This window comes from Corynebacterium sp. HMSC05D03 (genome assembly GCF_001807205.1).
Taxonomy (GTDB): Bacteria; Actinomycetota; Actinomycetes; order Mycobacteriales; family Mycobacteriaceae; genus Corynebacterium; species Corynebacterium aurimucosum.
Map to the genome: position 1 here is coordinate 215,265 of NZ_KV788177.1, position 20,129 is coordinate 235,393.

Sequence of the window (20,129 nt, forward strand, 5' to 3'; positions counted from 1 at the left end):
AGACTTTTTCTTGACTGTTTCTTGCTTCTCGCGCATACTTTTACTCATGACTCCCATCAACTCTGCGCCTGAGGAACAACTTGTAGCCCGCGTGAAACGGTTTACGGCGCTTCCGGCTGAGCTACCGTGGCTCGAGTTCAAGGTAAACAAGCTGTCCTCTGGCGCGGAGATCGCAAAGTATGCCTGCGCTTTAGGCAACTCGGCGCGTCTGCACGATGAACCAGCAGGATACCTCATATGGGGAGTAAACGATGACCACGCTGTCGTTGGGACGTCGTTTGACTGGCAACGCGCAAAGGGGAAAGGCAACGAAGACCTACTCCCCTGGCTCAACCGCGTCATTAGTCCAGCTCCTGAACTAACCTTCGACGAGATCACGGTTGATGGGCGCCTCGTTGTGCTTCTGCGCATCCCCGCCGCATTGTCCGCCCCGTATTCCTTCGAAGGGAAACGGTATTTCCGCAAGGGCAGCTATGTAAAGAACCTCATGGATTTTCCCAATGAAGAACGTCAGCTCTGGCAGAAGCTCAATCAGTTCGAATTTGAAAACACTGTAGTCGCAGAGAACCTTGAGCCCGAATCGATTACCGACCTCCTTGATCCTGAGGCTTTCTTCCTTAATCGGCCGGAACTCCCGCATACGACAGGCGCTGCCCTTATCGACACATTAAGGAGCGCCAAAGCCATCTCCTACTCACACGAGCAAGGCTGGCATATTCCGGCGTGGTCCGCACTCATGTATGCGCGCTCTCTTCAGGACTTTCCGGAGCTGCGCGGGCGCGCTCCCCGCGTCCTATACTTCAACGGCCCTTCACGCACGGAGGTGGAACGAGAATGGGAATTCACCGAAGGCTATGCGTCTTCCTTCACCCACATAGTCACGCTTTTCAACACCATTCGTCCAGGTGGCGAACATATTGATTCCAGCGGTAAGCGCGTATTGACTCCGTTGTTGCCAACGGTAGCCTTCCGCGAGGTACTAGCAAATGCACTCATGCACCAGGATCTCGAGCAACGTGGCAGATTCTTGACCGTGGAGATTTTCAGCGATCGGGTCGAAGTAACCAACCCAGGGACCCCGCTTATCGACCCCCAACGGTTCATTGACTCGGCGTCCACCACACGCAATACCCATCTCGGTGAAGCTTTACGTCTGGCGCATTTTGTCGAACAACGCGGAAGTGGCTGGGACAAAATCGTCTCTTCCCTCGAAGCCGAACACTTCCCGCCTGCTCTCATTCGCGCCAACGGAAGTACCACCGTCTCCCTCAGCGCCTACCGCCCCTTTGCGCTGATGACGATGGAAGAAAAGACCCAAGCCGTTTATCAACACGCTTGCCTTCGCTTCCTTGAGAACCTCCCCGTTAACAATTCCTCAATCCGTCAGCGCTTCGGGCTGAAGAACTCACAAGCCGCTCAAGCCACACGCCTGCTTGCTGCCACCGTCGAGGAAGGACTCATCCATGCCTATGATCCCAACGCCGGTCCGCGTTCGTTGCGCTATGTTCCGTTCTGGAGCGAATAGAGATCACCTTCTTGCTTCATCAATCGCAAACAGGTCTTAAACAGCACTCCGCGACGCAATTTATACCCGTTGAGCTGCGAAGACTTTTTCTTGACTGTTTCTTGCTTCTCGCGCCTTATCTCGCGGGGCTTTTATCCTTTGAACACCGAGAACCCTAGTTAGTTAAAAAGTTTTTCACTACTTGGGAACCGAGAAACCATCGTCTCAGACTACTAGTGCAGTTGATATCAGCGCCTGTCCATCGCCCTTTGCTGAGCGCCCCGCGAACGTTCAGCAGGGGCCTTCACCAAAGACACTGAAAAGAGCACTACCTATGAGTCGGACGGCTCTGCGATCTTTCATTCAGCGCATTCACTTTTATGGCGGTATGTTCGTCGGCCCCTTCATTCTCGTTGCGGCCTTGACTGGCTGCCTCTATGCCATGGCACCCACCCTGGAGAAGGTGGTGTACCACGACGTCATGTCCGTTCCGGCGGTCGAGCACCCCGTGAGCTTGGAAGAACAAATCCAGGCCGCACAGCACGAGGTCATCGGGGACTACCCCACCTACTCCGGCCTGGGCGAGATGCCGCTACGCCGCTGGATTTCCTCCCTGCACGAAAGCTTCCACTTGGGCAAGATCGGTGAGCTCTACTCGGAGCTGGCTGCCTCTTGGCTGTGGGTCATGGCCTGCGGGGGTCTTTATATGTGGTGGATTCGCCGCCGTCCAAAGAACAAGGCAACCGCGAACGCCGCACACCAGCAGCCCAAGCGCTCTGCCCGCTGGAAGGCCACCCGCCTGCATTCCACCGTCGGTGCCTGGATCTTCATCGGTCTGCTTGGTCTCTCTGCCACCGGTATCACGTGGTCGGGACTGGCCGGCGACAACGTTGATTCCCTAGTGGAGCGCATGCAGTGGAAGGCCACCCCCATCGAGACTGCCCTCCCCGGCACCACCGCTGAAACGCATGAGCACACCATGCATGAAGGTCATGAAGGGCATGGGGTTGGAGGGGCATCGTCAAGCACGAACATAGCTGCCGAGGCCGAGCGCGTCCTCGCCACCGGCCGCGCCGAAGGGCTGACCGGACCGCTGCGCCTCTACCCGCCGGAGGACGTCCACTCCGCCTGGCAGGTCAGCGAACGCTGGGTGGAATGGCGCACCACCTCCGATGCAATTTCGGTAGATGGCGCCACCGGCGACGTCATCGACCGCCAGCCTTTCTCCAGCCTGCCGCTGTTTAGCAAGCTCAGCAGCTGAGGCATCTACCTGCACATGGGCATCATGTTCGGGCTGCCATTGCAGATTGCGCTACTCACGCTGGGTCTCGCCACCGCCGCTCTCGTGGTGCTGGGGTACTACATGTGGTGGAAACGTCGCCCACGCTTCCTCCCGACTGCCCACTTCTCCTGGGCCACCACAGGACTGGGCGCGCTTTTCGCGGCCACCGTGGGCGTCTTCCTGCCGCTCTTAGGAATCACCTTGGCGGCGTTCCTGGTTCTCGACATCGTCCTGGTGTACCGTGCCACCACTCCACGCAGGGAACGCACACCAATCCCGGTGGGATAGTTTAGTGAAAGCCATCACATAGGAACGGGCTTATTAGGTACGGTAGTTTCTTATGACTAACCCACTACTGACCCCCTCTACGCTGCCCTATCAGCTCCCGCCGTTTGCGGAGATCAAGGTAGAGCACTACCGCCCCGCTTTCGACGAAGCACTCGCGCTTCACGACGCCGAGATCGCCTCCATCACCGACAACCCCGCCGCGCCTACGTGGGAAAACACCGTGGAGGCGCTCGAGCGATCCGGCCAGGACCTCGACCGCGTCATGGCCGTCTTCGGCAACCTCTCCGGTACGGATGTCACCGAGGAGATGGAGGAGATCGCCGCCGACATCTACCCGCGACTGTCCGCGCACTATGACGCGATGTACCAGAACGAGGTGCTCTACGCGCGCATCAAGGAGGCGACGCCGCCTGCCGACGACGCAGAAGGCCAGCGCCTCCACGACCACCTCCTGCGCACCTTTGCCCGCAAGGGTGCCGATCTCGATGCGACTGGCAAGGCCCGCCTGTCTGAGATCAACCAGCGCCTTTCTGCACTGTCGGAGGAATTTGGCCGCAACCTCATGGCATCTACCCGCGAGCGCGCGGTCTCCTTCACCGAGGAGGAACTCGAAGGCCTGCCCGCCGAGCGCATCGCTTCCGCCAAAGCCGACGCTGAGGCGCTTGGCCGCGAGGGCTATGCCATCCCGCTGGAGCTGCCAACCGTACAATCGGAGCTAAGCCGCCTGGCGCGGGAGGATGCGAGGGAGAGGTTGTATGGGGCGTCGGCAAGCAGGGGATCCGAAAACAACATCCCGGGACTCATCGAAGCCGTCCAGCTACGGGCCGAGAGGGCCGAGCTGCTGGGCTTTGCCTCTCATGCCGACTACGTGATCGCCGAGGAAACCGCCGCGACTGCCGACGCCGCCCGCACCATGCTCTTCGACCTCGCCCCCGCCGCCGCGGCCAATGCCGAAGGCGAGCAGAAGCTCCTCGCTGAAGAGGCTGAGCTCAACAGCCAGGGATTCACCGCCGCCGACTGGCCCTACTGGGAATCCAAGGTCCGCGCCCGCGACTTCTCCCTCGACGAGGAAGAGCTGCGCAAGTACTTCCCGCTGGACCAGGTCCTAGAGAAGGGCGTCTTTGCCGCCGCCGAACGTCTCTACGACATCACCGTTATCCCGCGCGATGACCTCGAGGGCTACGCGGAGGGGGTTCGCGTGTGGGAGGTGCGGGACGGTTCCGTCCCGCACGGGGAAAAGAACTCACACGGGATCGGTCTTCTCCTCACCGACTACTTCGGGCGCCCCACCAAGCGCGGCGGCGCATGGATGAGCGAGTTCGTGGGGCAGTCCCGACTGCTGGAGCGCAAGCCGGTCATCGTCAACGTCATGGGCATCACCAAGCCCGCCGACGGCTCCCAACCGCTGCTGAGCATGGATGGGGTCCGCACTGTCTTCCACGAATTCGGTCACGCCCTGCACGGCCTGCTTTCCGACGTCCGCTACCCCACCTTCGCCGGCACCAACGTACCGCGTGATTGGGTGGAATTCCCCTCGCAGATCAACGAGAACTGGGCACTGGATAAGAACTTGGTCAAGGAGTACGCCCGCCACGTGGAGACGGGCGAACCTATTCCGGACGAGCTTCTCGACGCCATCTCCGCCGCCTCCGAGTTCGGCCAGGGATTCGCCACCTCGGAGTATCTGGGGGCGTCGATCATCGACCTCGCGTGGCATTCCCTGAGCGCGTCGGAGGCCGCCGAGTTGGAAGCTACACCGGAGGCCGTCGCCGAGTTCGAGGCCGAGGCCCTGCGCGCGGCCGGGCTAGACAACGAGCTCATTGCGCCGCGCTATCGCTCGACCTACTTCAACCACATCTTCGCCGGTGGCTACTCCGCGGGCTACTACTCCTATCTCTGGGCCGAGGCCCTCGATGCCGATGGTTTCGAGTGGTTCAAGGAGCAAACCGACCTTCGCGAGGCCGGCCAAAAGTTCCGCGATGTCATCCTGTCGAAGGGCGCATCCCGCGACTTCACGGAGGCTTACCGCGAGTTCCGCGGCCGCGACAAGGACGTCGCCCCGCTGCTCAAGCGCCGCGGCCTTGCCGGCGCCTAGTGCCGACTAGTTATCCACAGATTTCGTCGGATGGCTAGTCCGGGGCTTGGCGGCAGGATGGGGTGCTTTTAGGCTGCGGAGTATGAGATTGCAGACATACTTCGCCGCACTCGGCCGCGCCATTGACCTGGTGGCCGAGTGCGCGGGCCTGTCTGAATCTGACTTGGTGTCCCTTGGCGCCACGCCTGCCGACGCCACCGTGTTCCTCTCTCTTCACCACACCTACTTCGGGCATACCTCCTCGACGAAGAAGCAGCGCACGGCGGTTGCAGCCGCCCGCCGGCGCGGGCACGGGCTGGTGACCTTGCAGCTTATCGAGCACTTCGTGGCCAAAGTCCGGGACCACAACAAAGCGTGGGATTTGCGGGTGGAGCTGTGCCAGACCAGCGCTGAGTTGGTGGAAAAGGTAGCGCGCAAGCGGTTGCGGATGATGCGCAAGCCCCGCACGTATGCCGAGCGCGCCAAGCTCACCCAGCATGGCAACGGCCTGGCCACGCTCACGGTCACCGCGGACTCGCTGCAGCTGACCGGCGTCTTCGAAGGCATCGACCAGGAACGCCCCGGCGAGAGCTTCTTGGAGAATCTGGAGGGCGGTGGCGTCAAAACTGAGGTTGCCACCATGGCGGTCCTGCAGCTCGATGACTACGCAGAACTGCTCAAGGGCAATACCGACAAGGATGGCGAAGAGTTCATCGTCCGCACAACAAGTGGCGCGACGATGACCGGTTCGCAGCTAGTAGAGCGCGCTCTGCTGGACAAGGGGATCATCGTGGCTGTCAGCCGCGAGCACGGCCCGCTCGATGTCTTCCGCTTCCAGCGCTTCGCCACCACGAAGCAGCGCCTCGCCTTGGCTGCGGAGAATCCGTGCTGTGCATGGGAGGGCTGCAAGGTTCCTTTTGAGAAATGCCAAATCCACCACATCAAAGCCTGGGCCCGCGGCGGGCCCACCAACATCCTCAACCTGGTGCCACTGTGTCCGTACCACAACGGAGTCAACGACGATGACCCCGATGCCCCGCCCTCACGCGGCCACACGGACCGTATCGGCGGGCGGGTGGCATGGATCCCGCCATACGACGCCGCACCGGTCTTCACCAGCGCCTTCAATTAGCCCCCCCTTCAACTACCCCCAATGCCCGCTAAGGCACCGGTGTGCCCCGTCCCGCCAGTGCAGGTAGCAGTGCAAGCAACGCCGCTACCAGCGCCAGGGCATTCTTCCAGCACTGTTTGGTCGTACCCCGCAGGAAACCGCCTCCTCGCGGGGCATTCGGCGTGCCGGCTTAATTCATGGAACTGATCATGCGCTCAAGCCTGTCCCGCAGGAATTTTGGCCGTGCCGGTTGGCCGTGCCGGTTGGCCGTGCCGGTTGGCCGTACCGGTTGGCTGGGCGGTCGGTTTGGCGGGCGTGCCGGCTTAGCCGGCGTTGCGCAGCGCTGTGGCGAGACCATTCATCGTGACCTGGATGGTCTTGGACACCAGGAACTGATCGTCGCCGCGGCGGTAGCGACGCAGCAGCTCCAACTGGATGGCGTTGAGCGGAAGCAGGTACGGGTAGCGCCGCTTGAGCGACCGCGCCTGGCGCTGGTTCTCACTGACCAACTCCGCGTTGCCGGTGACCTTGAGGTAGACCTCGCGGGTGCGCTCAAACTCCTCGGAAATCAGGCTGAAGATACGGTCCGCAGTTTCTTTGTCATCAACCAAGTTGGCATACAGGCGTGCCAGCTGCATCTCCGCCTTGGCCATGACCTGCGCCATGTTGGCGAACACGGAGCGGAAGAAAGGCCACGTACGGTACAGCTCACGCAGCTCCTCCCAGCGCTTCTCCACTTCTCCATCGCCGCTTTTTACTCCGGCCTTTCCGGTTTCTGCTCCATCCGCAGTGGCATTTACTTCTTCTACGCTGGCCAGTCCTACTCCACATTCACCACCGGAGGATTGCTGTACCCACGCTGTCACCGCACTGCCCACGCCGAACCAGCCCGGAATGTTGGTGCGGGACTGTGACCACGACAGCACCCAGGGAATCGCTCGCAAATCCGTAATCGCGGTGGTCTGCTTACGCGAGGTCGGGCGCGAGCCCAGGTTAAGCTCGCCGATTTCGTGCAGCGGAGTGGACTGGGTGAAGTAGGCGATAAACCCGGGGTCATCAACCAGCTGGCAGTACGCCGTACCGCTCAAGTCCGCCAGCTCCCGCATGATGTCGTAGGCCCGCTCGGGATCCGCAATCGGCTCGGTATCCAACAACGATGCCTCCAACGCACCGGAAACGAAAGCCTCCAAATGACGGCGCGCGGTCTCCGGAGCTCCATACTTCGCAGAAATCACCTCGCCCTGCTCAGTAATACGCACCGAACCCGACACCGCACCTTTCGGCTGCGCCAAAATCGCATCATACGTCGGGCCACCGCCGCGGCCCACCGCACCACCACGGCCATGCGCCAAACGCAGCTCCACGCCGTGGCGCTCACACAGCTCAACTAGGGCCAATTCGGCGTCGTACAGCGCCCAATTCGCCTGCAGATACCCGCCGTCCTTGTTGGAATCCGAATACCCCAACATAACCTCTTGCACATCCCCGCGCGAGCGCAGATGCTCGCGGTACACGGGCACCTGCCATAGCTTCTCCAGAATGCCAGCACCCGCTTTCAAATCCTCGATGGTCTCAAACAGCGGCACCACATCTACCTGGTTCAGCCCCACCTCCTTGAGCAGCACCATCGGCTCCAAAATATCGGAGACCGTTCCCGTCATAGAGATAATGCAGTGCGACACCGACTTCGGTCCAAAGTCCCGCACAGCGCGGGCCGCCGCACGGAAAATCCCCAGCTCCTTGGCTGTATCCTCGGTGAATTCCTTTTCAGTGCCCGGGAAGAGCAGCGGACGATTTGTCTGCAACTCCCGCACCAGCAGCGCGACCTTCTCCTCCTCCCCCAGCCCGCGATAGTCCGAGGTAATGCTGGCTGCGGCGAAAATCTCGGTGAGGACGTTCTCAAAGGATTCCGAATTCTGGCGCATATCCAGCGTCGAGAGGTGGAATCCAAACGTGGTCACCGCCGAGCGCAATCGGGCAAGGCGGTCATCGGCGATGATGTCATCGTTGAACTGGCGCAGCGAGCGGTCGATCACATCCAGGTCCCGCTTGAGCTCCTCCGGAGACGCATAGGCGCTTGGCGACGCCTCCCCTTCCAACCTCGCCAGCACCTTCTTCCGGATGCCGAAGATGGCCCGGCGATAGGGCTCGTCGACGCGAGATTTTTCGTCGTTGTGGGCGGCGTCGGCAAGCGCGCCCAGCTCCTTGGAGCTGGAGGAATAGCGGTCTGATAGAGAGAGTTCGCGCTCCAGCTCGCCGAGCTCGTCGGCGTAGTACTGGAGCACCGTCGCCGCGGCTTTGCGGGTGGCATAGGTCAGGGTGTGCTCATTGACAAAGGGGTTGCCGTCATGGTCGCCGCCAATCCAAGAGCCAGGGCGGACGACGGGGGAATCGGGAAGCTGCTGGCCAAAGGTCTCACGCATGGCGTGACGGATAGCGCGGTTGAGGGCGGGGACCTGGTCGAGCAACGAAAGCTTGTAATAGCGCAGGCCGACGTCAATCTCGTCCTCAAGGGTGGGACGGGCGATGCGAATCAGCGCGGTCTGCCACAGTAGCGTCATGCGCAGGTACATTTCCTTCTCAATCGCCGCCATGTCGCCGCCGCGGTGTGCTTCCTTGAGGAGGTTCTTGATGCGGGTCTGGGTATCGAAGACGGTACGGCGGCGAGTTTCGGTGGGGTGCGCGGTGAGAACGGGGGCAACGTGCGCACCGCGGATGACGGAGGCGGCGTCGGCGGGCGCAACACCTTCTTCTTTGAGCTTGGCGAATGTCTTGCGCAGGGAAACCGGCGCCTCGACGGACTCGTCATCCAAGTCCTCCGCTAGGTTCGCGATGAGCGCGAAATAGCTGAACGCTCGCGCCACGAGGTTGACTTTGGTGATGTCGAGGTCGCGGAAAATAGCGACGAGATCTTCCGGCTTGGCATCGCCGTGGGCGATGTCGAAGGCCATGCGGCGGGTGGATTCGACGAGCTCAAAGACGTCCTCGCCCTCCTGCTGCGCGATAACTCGGCCGAGCACCCGGCCGAGGAAGCGGATGTCTTCGCGGACTTGTTCTGGGGCAGGTGTGCTCACGGCGAGGAGCCTTTCTGGGAGTGATGTGTTCGGCTGGCACATCTCAATGTAGCCCAGAGCACTATCGAGTGATAGGTATTTGCCGAAAGAGCTCGCGGGCAGAAAGGGGTGCGGACAGAAAGAGTTAATAGGCAAAGGACGCGAGCCACGCGGCGTGGAGGCGCGAGTCGCCGTTTTCTTCCGGATGGAAGCTCAGCGCTGTGACGTGCCCCTGCCGCACACCGACGATCACTTCGTGTCCCGCAGTAAGACGAGTTAGCTCCCCGTCATGCCCGGCACTATCTGCGCACGCCACACCAGATTTAGCGCTCGCACCCGCACTGAGAACTTCACTGCTGCTTGCCGCGCCACTAGCCCTTGCCGCGCCACCAGCCGCAGTACCACGCGCAGGGGCAGGCACCGTGGCGATGACCTCGACGCCTTCACCCACGCGGGTAACGATGGGCGCGCGGATGAAGCTCGCCTCGATGTCTAGCGTGATGCTTCGGGCCCCTGTGTCAGGAGCCTCGGTGTCGTCATGCGCCGCGGCGTCTCGGGACTCGGTGCGCCGCGTCCCGGCCTCGGAGGCCTCTACATCGGGTCGCTGACTTTGCATCGCGACGGGAACGACGCGCTCCTCGGAGAAGCGTTGGTTCCCGAAGGCGTTGCGGCGCACGGTGACGTCGATAAGCCCCAGCGTCTGCTGGCCCGGCGCGGGGTTCTCCAGGTCGCGAGCGCTGTAGATAAGCCCCGCGCAGGTGGCAAGAACCGGCAGCCCGCCCTCGACGGCTCGGCGCAACGGCTCCGCGACGCCGAAGGAGCGCGCCAGCTTATCGATGGTGCTCGACTCTCCGCCCGGCAGAATGATTCCGTCCAGCCCGTCGAGATCCTGCGGCAAGCGCACCCGGCGTGTTTTAGCGCCGAGGCTCACCAGCACAGCGATGTGCTCTTCCACTCCGCCTTGCAGCGCAAGCACTCCGACGAGCGGGTGTGCCATGTCTGCCGCCATCGTGCCCGTTGCGCGCTCTATGTTCATCGCGCGCACCGCGTTTACCAGCCGCGCTCGGCCAGGCGGTGCGGGGCGGGGATGTCGTTGACGTTGATGCCCACCATGGCTTCGCCCAGGCCGCGGCTAATCTTGGCCAGCTCGGCTGGCTGATCATAGAGGGTGGCAGCCTTAACGATGGCTTCCGCGCGCTTCGCAGGCTCACCAGACTTGAAGATGCCGGAGCCGACGAAGACGCCTTCGGCGCCCATCTGGCGGACGAGCGCGGCGTCGGCAGGCGTGGCCACACCACCAGCGACAAACAGCACGACCGGCAGCTTGCCGGTCTCCGCAACCTCAGCAACAAGGTCATACGGTGCCTGCAGTTCCTTGGCTGCGACGTAGAGCTCGTCGCGATCCAGGTTCTGAAGGCGCGCGATTTCACCCTTGATGGTGCGCAGGTGCTTGACGGCCTCGGAGACGTCGCCAGTGCCAGCCTCGCCCTTGGAGCGAATCATGGCCGCACCTTCGGTGATGCGGCGCAGGGCCTCGCCCAGGTTCGTCGCGCCGCACACGAAAGGAACGTCGAAATCCCACTTGTTGATGTGGTTAACGTAGTCGGCCGGGCTGAGCACCTCGGACTCGTCGATGAAATCGACGCCCAGCTCACCCAGAATCTGTGCCTCGACGAAGTGGCCGATGCGGGCCTTCGCCATCACCGGGATATCCACGGCGTTGACGATGCCCTCGATGAGGTCCGGGTCAGACATGCGAGCCACGCCGCCCTGAGCGCGGATATCGGCCGGTACGCGCTCGAGCGCCATGACGGCGGACGCACCCGCATCTTCAGCAATTCGAGCCTGCTCCGGGGTCACGACATCCATGATGACGCCGCCCTTGAGCATGTCAGCCAGTCCACGCTTGACGCGCGTCGTGGCGCGTCCCTGTTCAATCTTCTGTTCAGTCATGGCTCACATAGTGGACCAGGAAATTGGTCCAAGACAAGAGCCATTTTTAGAGTGTTGAATTAGACCACTTATGATGGGGTCGTGTCTTTCCGCCTCGATCCATCTGATACGCGCGCTCTGCCGGTGCAGATTGCCGAAGCCCTCCGCACCCAAGTCGCGGCGGGCATTCTGCTGCCCGGAGAGCAGGTTCCGTCAACCCGTTCGCTGGCGCGCGATTTGGGCATTTCCCGAGGCAGCGTGGTTACCGCCTACGAACAGCTCACCGCCGAGGGCTACCTCACTGCGTCGGTGGGCTCGGGCACCATCATCAACCCTCACCTACCCCACGGACGCACCCCACAGCCCGCCCCGGCACCGCGGCCTTCCCCTACCCCACCGCGCGTAGAGTTGACGCCGGGTTTGCCCGATACCGAAGGAATCATCACCCCCGAATGGAGGGCGGCGTGGCGTAAGGCCGCGGTGGATCCTTCCGGCGATCTCCCCCGCGAAGCGGCCGCGCACCTGCGCCACATGCGCGGGCTCACCGTCGACCCGGCCTACGTCGTCATCACCGCCGGCGCCCGCGACGGGCTGTCGGTGCTGCTGCGCGCGCTGGGCAGCCAGTTGCGCGTGGGCGTGGAGTCCCCCGGGTACCCCAGCCTGCGCCGCGTTCCCCAAGCGTTGGGCCACACGCTTGTCGACGTCCCCACCGACGCCCACGGCGTCACCGTCCCCACCGTTGACCTCGACGTTCTCATCGTCACCCCCTCCCACCAGCACCCTTATGGCGGTTCCCTGCCGGCGGCCCGGCGCGCGGAGCTCGTCGAATGGGCACGCAGCAACGACGTGCTCATCATCGAGGATGACTTCGATTCCGAGCTGCGCTACGTCGGCCAACCTCTTCCTGCCCTGGCCGCGCTCGCCCCAGAGCACACCGTCTTGCTGGGAACGTTTTCTTCGGTGATTTCGCCGTCGATTGCCTGCGGCTATCTGGTCGTGCCACCGAGCTTACGCTCGGCGGTGGATCGCGTGCGGGAGGTCTTCGGCCAGCCCGTCGGCGCAATTCCCCAGGCGGCGCTGGCGAACTATCTGGCCAGCGGTGCGCTGCGGCGGCATACCGGCCGGATGCGCCGCGCCTACAAGCGCCGCCGCGACCTCGTCCAAGCCGCGCTGGAAGACGCTCCCGCTACCCTTCTGCCCATCCACGGCGGACTCCATGCGGTGTTGCTATGCGACAACGCTGTGGTCGACCGCGCGGCTTCCCTAGGGCTGACGCTCACCCCGCTCAGCGATTACTGGGGCGGCGTGGCCGCCGAGGAAGGCGTAGTCTTGGGCTTCGGGCATTTGAGCGATGTTGAGCTCGCCGCCGCGCTGGAGCTGGTTAAGCAGGCCCTAGCGTAATAATCCGTGGCGCAGCCACTCTGCGCCACGCTAGCGTTGGCGGCATGAAGATTTCGTTACATGGACAATCCGCCGTGGCCGTCGAAGCGCCCCAGGGCCGCATCATCATCGATCCCGGTCCTCTTTCAGACCTCAGTTGCCTGGATAATGCCGGCGCGGTGCTGCTCACTCACGCACATGGCGACCACCTCGACGTCGACGCCGTGCGCGCGAGCGGCCTACCGGTGTGGGGGACGCAGGAAGCCGTAGACGCCATCGGTTCCGGGACCGCAGTCCAGACAGGCGAGGAGTTCGAAGTCCTGGGCCTGAGAATCCGCGCGGTGGGCGGGCTCCACGAGGAAATCCACCCCAACATCCCACGTCCGGAGAACCTGGGCTATTTCTTCAATGGAGTGCTGCACCCAGGCGACCAGTGGGTTACCTCGGAAGGACGCACGGTAGACGTCCTCCTGCTCCCCATCGCCGGGCCGTGGGTGCGCGGGGCGGATGCCGCGGATTACGCCATGCGCATCGGTGCGCGCGTGACAGTACCCATCCATGACGCCGTGCTGTCCGACGCCGGCAAGCAGATCACCGACGGCATGCTCCAACGCGCCGGCGTAACCGGCTACCAGCGCCTGCTCGTTGGGGAAAGCATCGAGATCCAACAGCGGCCTTGAGCCTTCGCACTGCATGGAGATCTACAGCACACACAGGCCCCCAAACCAACCGCTCGGTCTATTTTTATTCTCGGGCTTGCCTGCGGTTTCCAGAAAGCCACTAACAGCACTGAACCGCTTGGTCTAGCCTTTTGTGACATGAGCACCAAATACGATAATTCCGCAGTCAACGAGTGGTCGTTCGCGACCCGCGCCCTCCACGCCGGCCAGAACCTGGACGGCTCCACCAACGCACGCAACGTGCCGATTTACCAGACCACGTCCTACGTCTTCAACGACGCCGAGCACGCCGCCAACCGCTTTAACCTCTCGGATGCCGGCCCGATTTATACCCGCCTGACCAACCCCACGCAGGATGCGCTCGAGGAGCGCCTCGCTTCCCTCGAGGGCGGCGTCGCCGCCGTAGCTTTCGCCTCCGGCCAGGCCGCCGAGACCGCCGCCATTTTGAACCTGGCCTCCGCCGGCGACCACATTGTTACTTCCCCGCGCCTCTACGGCGGCACCTCCACGCTGTTTACCGTCACCTTGAAGCGCCTCGGCATCGACGTCACCCTCGTCGAGAACCCGGATGACCCAGCCTCCTGGCAGGACGCCGTCCAACCGAACACCAAGGCCTTCTACGGCGAAACCTTCGGCAATCCGGTCGCCGATGTCCTCGACATCCCCGCCATCGCCGAGGTAGCCCACAACAACCAAGTCCCGCTCATCGTGGACAACACCATCGCCACCGGCGCACTCGCCCGCCCGCTGGAGCTGGGCGCGGATATCGTCGTCGTCTCCACCACCAAGTTCTACAGCGGCAACGGCTCCGCCATCGGCGGTGCCATCATCGATGGCGGCTCCTTCGATTGGACCGTCGAGCGCGACGGCGAGCCGGTCTTCCCCTACTTCGTTACCCCAGACGAGGCTTACCACGGCCTCAAGTACGCCGACCTGGGCGCACCAGCCTTCGCTGTCAAGGCGCGCGCGGGCCTGTTGCGCGATACGGGTGCCGCCATCTCCCCCTTCAACGCCTGGCTGACGCTGAATGGTATTGAGACGTTGCAGTTGCGCGTCGAGAAGCACAATGCCAACGCTCAGGCCGTGGCCGAGTACTTGGAGTCCCACGCCAAGGTCACCACCGTCAACTACGCCGGCCTGGACTCCTCCCCGTACAAGCAGGTCAAGGAGAAGTTGAGCTACGACTACACCGGCTCCGTGCTCTCCTTCGACATCGACGGCGGCCGCGAGGAGGCCTGGGCGTTCATCGATGCGCTGAAGCTGCACTCCAACCTGGCCAACATCGGCGATACCCGCTCGCTGGTGGTGCACCCGGCGACCACCACGCACTCCCAGTCCGACGAGGCCGCTCTCAAGGCCGCGGGCATTACCCAGGCCACGGTGCGCCTGTCGGTGGGCATCGAGGATGTCAACGACATCATCGCCGACCTCGAGCGTGGGTTCGCGGCCATTGGTTAGCCCGATTCCGGAACTCGCGCCCGAAGGCGAGCTCGCCGTCGTCCCCATCGGTGACTTCACCACGGAAGCAGGCGCCGTGCTTGCCGACGCCCACGTGGCCTACCAACGCTGGGGTGCTTTCGCCGGCGACCCCGACGGCGTCAACAACGTCTTGGTGGTTGAGCACGCGCTGACCGGTGATTCCAACGTGGTGGATTGGTGGTCCGACCTGGTCGGCCCCGGCAAGGCCCTAGATACGACGCGCTGGTGCGTTATCGCCACCAATGCGCTCGGCGGCTGCAACGGATCGACGGGGCCGAAATCGTTGCACCCGGATGGCAAGCCGTGGGGCGGGCGCTTCCCGGCGCTGTCGATTCGGGACTTGGTGGAGGCCGAGCACGACTGCCTGAAGCAGTTGGGTATTTCGCGTGTGCATGCGGTGCTCGGCGGCTCGATGGGTGGTGCGCGGACTTTGGAATGGAGCTTGTTGCACCCGGAAAGCGTGTCGGCGGTGTGCGTGATTGCGGTATCGGCTCGGGCTTCGGGGTGGCAGATTGGTATCCAATCGGCGCAGATTTCCGCCATTGAGCGCGACCCGTTCTGGCACGGCGGAAATTACTACCTCACCGATAAGTCGCCGCGGGATGGTCTGGCGGCGGCGCGCCGCATTGCGCACCTGACGTATCGCGGCGAGCAGGAGATCGATGAACGCTTTGGTGCCCAGCCACAGCAGGGCGAAAACCCTTTGGGCCCGCACCGAGAGCTCAACCAGCGTTTCGCGGTGAACTCCTACCTGGATTACCAGGGGGCGAAACTCACCGAGCGCTTCGATGCAGGTTCCTATGTGGTGCTCACGGAGGCGTTGAACCGGCACGACGTCGGCCGCGGACGCGGTGGGCTCATCAAAGCACTGGCGGCATCGCAAGTGCCGACGATGGTCGTGGGCGTGGACACCGATATCCTCTACCCCTATCACCAACAGGAGCACATCTCCCGCAACGTTAACCACCTGCTGGCGATGGCCAAGATTGTCTCGCCCGTAGGGCACGACGCCTTCTTAACGGAGACTCGGCAGATGAATCGCATCCTGCGCAACTTCTTGTTGCTCTCCGCTCCGAATGGCCTCGATGTGGGCCCTGCCTACGTCGGCGACGAATACTATATCTAAAGAGCCGTGTGGCTCTTTTCAGGATCCACACGCATCACGATCCCAGCGCGTCACGATCCCAGCGCGTCAATGGAAAAAGCCAAGAACGCCATCGCCGCGCCCAAGATGCCGGTAAACCAGGCATCGAAGCGCCGGGAGCGGACCGCGAGCACGCCGACTCGCGAGGAATCACACGTCAGGCGCACCACCGTAAGCCACATAAGTGCCCCTCCCAGAAGCATGGTGGCACGCCGCCAGTGCTCAGAAAGCGCATAAATCCCCGACACCACAACCGCCACCACGAACAGTCCAATGGCCACCCACTGCACCGCCGGCGGCAGCGCCGAAGGTTTCAGGTGCGCGTCGTGGGGATTGGACAGGGATACCGGCGGCACAGCTTTCCCGCGGGCCTGGTTGGCTCCACGGTTGCGCACGCGGCTGGGGGCTTGGCCTTCAGCCTGCGCATGGGCTCGGCCCTGAGCCGAGGGCCGGGGAACTCGTCGCGCTTGGCGCTGCGGGGTCGCCTGTGACTGTGCAGGTTGATCCGTCATTCTTGCTACTCACATGCTCAAGTTAGACGTGCGTTTACAGTGCACGTTCTTATAGTGAACGTTATTCAGCGGCGAGCTTTTCGGCGCGCTCGACGATATTGCTGACCAGGAACGCACGGGTCAGCGGACCCACGCCACCCGGGTTCGGGGAGACGTAGCCAGCCTTCTCCCAGACGTCCTCAGCCACATCGCCGGCGAGTTTGCCGTCGACGCGGGATACGCCGACGTCGAGAACCGCAGCGCCTTCCTTGACCATATCGGCGGTGAGCATGTGCGCCTTGCCTGCGGCCGCGATAATGACATCGGCCTCACGGGTTTCTGCGGCGAGGTCCTTGGTGCCGGTATGACACAGCGTCACCGTGGAGTTCTCGGTGCGGCGGGTGAGCATCAGGCCGATCGGGCGGCCCACGGTCACACCGCGGCCAATGACCACGACCTTCGCGCCATCGAGCTCTACCCCAAAGCGGCGCAGCAGGTGGATGCAGCCATTCGGCGTGCACGGCAGCGGCGCTTCCTCGTTGAGCACCAGCTTGCCCAGGTTGATCGGGTGCAGACCATCGGCATCCTTGGCTGGGTCGATGAGCTCCAGCACGCGGTTTTCATCCAGGTGCTTCGGCAAGGGCAGCTGCACGATGTAGCCGGTGCAGGCGTCATCATTGTTGAGCTCTGAGATGACGCGCTCCAGCTCCTCCTGGGAGACGTCGCCAGGCAGATCCTTGCGAATCGAGTTGATCCCGAGCTTCTCGCAGTCGCGGTGCTTCATCTTCACGTAGGAATGCGAACCCGGATCATCGCCCACCAGGACTGTGGCTAGGCCCGGGGTAATCCCCTTCTCCTTGAGGGCGGCCACGCGCTGGGCTAGGTCCTCGAAAATCTCGTCGCGGTACAGGTTGCCATCTAGTTTGGTAGCGCTCATGCACACCATCCTAGACTGATGCCTATGAGCAGCTTGCACATTGTCTTCGACATCCCCGTGATCCCCACCAACACCGGCAACGCTATCCGCACCGCCGCCGTCACGGGCGCGAGCCTGCACCTCATCGAGCCGCTCGGCTTCAACTTCGAGGACAAGCACCTCAAGCGCGCAGGCTTGGACTACCACGACCTGGCAGACCTCAAGATCCACAAAGATTTCGATGCCTGCATGGAGGCCCTGCCCGGCGCGCGCGTTTTCGCGTTCACCACCCACACTGATAAGTGGTTTACCGACGTGGAGTACCAAGAAGGCGATGTCCTCCTCTTCGGCACCGAGCCGACCGGCCTGCCGGAGGAGCATGCCTTCCACCCCCGGGTAACGGAGCGCGTGCGGATCCCAATGATGCCGGCACGACGTTCGATGAATCTCTCCAACGCGGCCTCAACTGCCGTGTATGAGGCTTGGCGCCAGCTCGGCTTCCGTGGCGCGGTCTAACAAGTCGCGGCACAATATGGGTGGACTTTCACATCGAAGGAGACACCGTGCCTAGCCTGCGCCCACTGCTTGATTCCCTCATTACCCGCGTCGAAGCTTCGTCTGCCGCCCACGCCGCGCAGATAGCGCGCGTGGATCCCGTCCACCGCCCCGGCGCGGTCAACCTCGTGCGTTATATGGAATTGCGTTCCCAGGACGCCGTCGAACTGCAGGAAGGCCTCACGGCCTTGGGTGCTACGAGCCTGAGCCACCCGGAGCCCGCGGTGCTAGAGCGCCTCCACGCCGCTCGCAATGTGATTGATGCCTTCGACGGCCAGGCGCCGACCTACCCCGTGCAGCCCATCGCCTCGGCGTATGCAGACGCCGACGATATCCTCGACGCCAACACCGAGGCCCTCCTCGGTCCTACCCAGGAGGACACGCACGCGCGCATCATGGTGACTCTTCCCACCGAGGCTGCGGAGGATTATGAGCTGGTCCTCGGTTTCGCCCGCGCGGGTATGGAATTAGCCCGCATCAACTGCGCCCACGATGACCAGGCGGCGTGGGAGAAGATGGTGGAGCACGTCCACCGCGCCGCTCAAGAGGTGGGGCGCGAGATTCTGATTTCCTGCGATATTGCTGGCCCCAAGGTCCGCACCGGCACCATCGAGCCGGGCCCGCAGGTCATCCGCGTGCGCGGCGAGCGCACCGCAGCAGGCGAACTGCTGAGTCCGGCAACGCTCGTGCTTCACGACGCCCCCTCCACCGCCCGCGCCCACGGGGTGGCGGGGGAGGCGTCGCCAAGCGCGGCACGCCCAGCGGTAGCGCTAGAGGTAGAAGGTAAGTGGCTAGCAGGGCTTCAGCCCGGCAGCGAGGTCCGCTTCACCGAAGCGCGCGGGCGCTCGCGTGTGTTCACCGTGGAGAGCGTAGAGGCAGGCGTGGCCGTTCTGCACGGGGAGCGCAACTGCTACCTCGCCGAAGGGACGGTGCTCAACCACGGCGGGGAGATCACCCGGGTGCATGGGGTTCCGCCCCTCGAGCAAAAGATTCGCCTGCACCGCGGCGAGGAGTTGGTGCTCAGCACTTCGCAGGAGCCGGCGCGCATCGCGGAGGGTGAGGTGACCACTATTGGGTGTACGCTGCCGGGGGTGGTCGGTGCGCTCGAGGTGGGCGACCGGGTGATTTTCGATGACGGCGCCATCTCCGGTCGTGTCCGCGAAGTGCGGGTGAATGGTGCGGCGCGCGAGGCCGTCATCACCGTGGAGCATGCCGGGCCTACCGGCACCAACCTGGCGGCATATAAGGGAATCAATGTGCCGGATACTGACGTCCCGCTGCCCAGCCTCACCGAGGAGGACATCGAGGCGCTGCGTTTTGTGGCCACGCACTGCGATATCGCAGCGGTCTCCTTCATCCGCACGCCCTCTGATGTGTCCTTCCTCTACGACACACTCGAGGCGATTGCCGCTGAGCAGGACTCGGAAGAGATGGCACAGCGTGTGCGTGACCTGGGCATCGTGCTCAAGATTGAGACGGTTCCCGCCTATGAGCAGCTGGGAAGCGTGCTGCTGGAGGGCATGCGGCATGCCAAGTTCGGCATCATGATTGCGCGTGGCGACTTGGCTGTGGAGCTGGGATTTGAGCAGATGGTCCAGGTGCCGGGGCGCATCATGAAGGTCGCGGAGGCGGCTCATATCCCAGTCATCATGGCCACCCAAGTTCTGGAGACCCTGGCCAAGACCGGGCTTCCCTCCCGCGCGGAAATCACGGACGCTGGCTATGCGCTGCGCGCGGAGTGCGTCATGCTCAACAAAGGCCCGCACATCACGGAGGCCATCCAGATTCTGGACCGCATGTCCCGCAAGCTGGGCCAATCACGACTGAAGAATCGCCAGCGACTACGCCAGGTGAGCAGCTGGTCCACTCCAAACGCTTAATGCGCCGCGTGGTGAGAATCACCTAACCGAAAGCGGCAAAAACTAGATAGACCTATATTTACTTAGGGTAACCTATAACGGTAATGCTTTAGAGGAAGAGAGCTCACCGTGAAGTTGTCTGGGTGCCCACGGCAAACCGCCGACGCTATCCCCATGGGATGCACCATCACCTTGGGGAAAGAGTGCATTTCCTGCACCTGTGACGCCGCGCTAGCGCTGCGCCTCGGCGAGCTGGGAATCCGCCCCGGCGCCACGTTGACCATGGGCCCGCGCGTCGCCGGCGGCGCGCGGGTGGTGTCGGTGGGCAGCTGCCGCTACGCCATCGACAAGGCAACACTGCAAGCCATCGAGGTCTAAACC

General features: G+C 63.1%; 17 protein-coding genes. 12 read left to right on the forward strand and 5 right to left on the reverse strand.

The window, feature by feature from the left end:
* The 5 genes from HMPREF3147_RS07280 to HMPREF3147_RS07295 form a co-directional block, all read left to right on the forward strand.
* The coding region (locus tag HMPREF3147_RS07280; RefSeq protein WP_210384576.1) for an RNA-binding domain-containing protein at positions 1-1,525 on the forward strand (1,525 nt) is incomplete at its 5' end.
* Between the two features lie 313 nt (positions 1,526-1,838).
* Positions 1,839-2,765 carry a PepSY-associated TM helix domain-containing protein gene (locus HMPREF3147_RS07285; protein ID WP_246815744.1) on the forward strand — a complete coding sequence of 309 codons (927 nt, stop codon included), beginning with the start codon at positions 1,839-1,841 and terminating at the stop codon, positions 2,763-2,765.
* A gap of 15 nt (positions 2,766-2,780) precedes the next feature.
* Positions 2,781-3,074 (forward strand): PepSY domain-containing protein, encoded by a 294-nt coding sequence (locus tag HMPREF3147_RS13015; RefSeq protein ID WP_246815745.1) that lies wholly within the window; start codon positions 2,781-2,783, stop codon positions 3,072-3,074.
* Between the two features lie 52 nt (positions 3,075-3,126).
* Positions 3,127-5,169, forward strand: a complete 2,043-nt coding sequence (locus HMPREF3147_RS07290; protein WP_070446428.1) for a M3 family metallopeptidase — start codon at positions 3,127-3,129, stop codon at positions 5,167-5,169.
* 82 nt (positions 5,170-5,251) lie between these two features.
* The gene (locus HMPREF3147_RS07295; RefSeq protein WP_070446430.1) at positions 5,252-6,280 is read left to right on the forward strand and encodes an HNH endonuclease signature motif containing protein; all 1,029 of its coding nucleotides are present in this window, start codon (positions 5,252-5,254) and stop codon (positions 6,278-6,280) included.
* A 302-nt stretch (positions 6,281-6,582) separates the two neighbouring features.
* Here the strand turns inward: HMPREF3147_RS07295 and ppc are convergent, their stop codons facing one another.
* The 3 genes from ppc to pdxS form a co-directional block, all read right to left on the reverse strand.
* Positions 6,583-9,333, reverse strand: a complete 2,751-nt coding sequence (ppc, locus tag HMPREF3147_RS07300; RefSeq protein WP_070446432.1) for a phosphoenolpyruvate carboxylase — start codon at positions 9,331-9,333, stop codon at positions 6,583-6,585.
* A 124-nt stretch (positions 9,334-9,457) separates the two neighbouring features.
* A complete protein-coding gene (locus tag HMPREF3147_RS13140) occupies positions 9,458-10,267 on the reverse strand; it encodes a type 1 glutamine amidotransferase family protein (RefSeq protein WP_371325743.1) in 810 nt (269 codons plus the stop codon).
* 95 nt (positions 10,268-10,362) lie between these two features.
* Entirely contained in the window at positions 10,363-11,265 is a 903-nt protein-coding gene (pdxS, locus tag HMPREF3147_RS07310) for a pyridoxal 5'-phosphate synthase lyase subunit PdxS (RefSeq protein WP_049157099.1), read from the reverse strand.
* Between the two features lie 81 nt (positions 11,266-11,346).
* Between pdxS and HMPREF3147_RS07315 the strand changes: the two genes are divergently transcribed.
* From HMPREF3147_RS07315 to HMPREF3147_RS07330, 4 genes are all read left to right on the forward strand, one after another.
* Positions 11,347-12,645, forward strand: a complete 1,299-nt coding sequence (locus HMPREF3147_RS07315; protein ID WP_070446434.1) for a MocR-like pyridoxine biosynthesis transcription factor PdxR — start codon at positions 11,347-11,349, stop codon at positions 12,643-12,645.
* Between the two features lie 44 nt (positions 12,646-12,689).
* Positions 12,690-13,304: an MBL fold metallo-hydrolase gene (locus tag HMPREF3147_RS07320; protein ID WP_070446436.1), complete on the forward strand. Its 615-nt coding sequence runs from the start codon at positions 12,690-12,692 to the stop codon at positions 13,302-13,304.
* A gap of 138 nt (positions 13,305-13,442) precedes the next feature.
* The gene (locus HMPREF3147_RS07325) at positions 13,443-14,762 is read left to right on the forward strand and encodes an O-acetylhomoserine/O-acetylserine sulfhydrylase (protein ID WP_070446438.1); all 1,320 of its coding nucleotides are present in this window, start codon (positions 13,443-13,445) and stop codon (positions 14,760-14,762) included.
* Complete coding sequence (locus HMPREF3147_RS07330) at positions 14,710-15,909, forward strand: homoserine O-acetyltransferase MetX (RefSeq protein ID WP_236659323.1); 1,200 nt, start codon at positions 14,710-14,712, stop codon at positions 15,907-15,909. The genes HMPREF3147_RS07325 and HMPREF3147_RS07330 overlap by 53 nt, the downstream gene beginning before the upstream one ends.
* Positions 15,910-15,959: 50 nt before the next feature.
* On the opposite strand, the gene HMPREF3147_RS07335 is transcribed toward HMPREF3147_RS07330, so the two are convergent.
* Positions 15,960-16,283 (reverse strand): DUF3017 domain-containing protein, encoded by a 324-nt coding sequence (locus HMPREF3147_RS07335; protein ID WP_070446599.1) that lies wholly within the window; start codon positions 16,281-16,283, stop codon positions 15,960-15,962.
* 217 nt (positions 16,284-16,500) lie between these two features.
* Entirely contained in the window at positions 16,501-17,355 is an 855-nt protein-coding gene (locus tag HMPREF3147_RS07340; protein ID WP_070446440.1) for a bifunctional methylenetetrahydrofolate dehydrogenase/methenyltetrahydrofolate cyclohydrolase, read from the reverse strand.
* Between the two features lie 24 nt (positions 17,356-17,379).
* On the opposite strand from HMPREF3147_RS07340, the gene HMPREF3147_RS07345 reads away from it, so the two are divergent.
* The 3 genes from HMPREF3147_RS07345 (at position 17,380) to HMPREF3147_RS07355 (ending at position 20,126) form a co-directional block, all read left to right on the forward strand.
* On the forward strand, positions 17,380-17,850 hold the full coding sequence (locus HMPREF3147_RS07345) for a tRNA (cytidine(34)-2'-O)-methyltransferase (protein WP_070446441.1): 471 nt from the start codon (positions 17,380-17,382) through the stop codon (positions 17,848-17,850).
* Positions 17,851-17,897: 47 nt separating this feature from the next.
* On the forward strand, positions 17,898-19,769 hold the full coding sequence (locus HMPREF3147_RS07350) for a pyruvate kinase (RefSeq protein WP_070446443.1): 1,872 nt from the start codon (positions 17,898-17,900) through the stop codon (positions 19,767-19,769).
* Positions 19,770-19,877: 108 nt separating this feature from the next.
* Entirely contained in the window at positions 19,878-20,126 is a 249-nt protein-coding gene (locus tag HMPREF3147_RS07355) for a FeoA family protein (RefSeq protein ID WP_070446445.1), read from the forward strand.
* Positions 20,127-20,129: the final 3 nt, after the last annotated feature.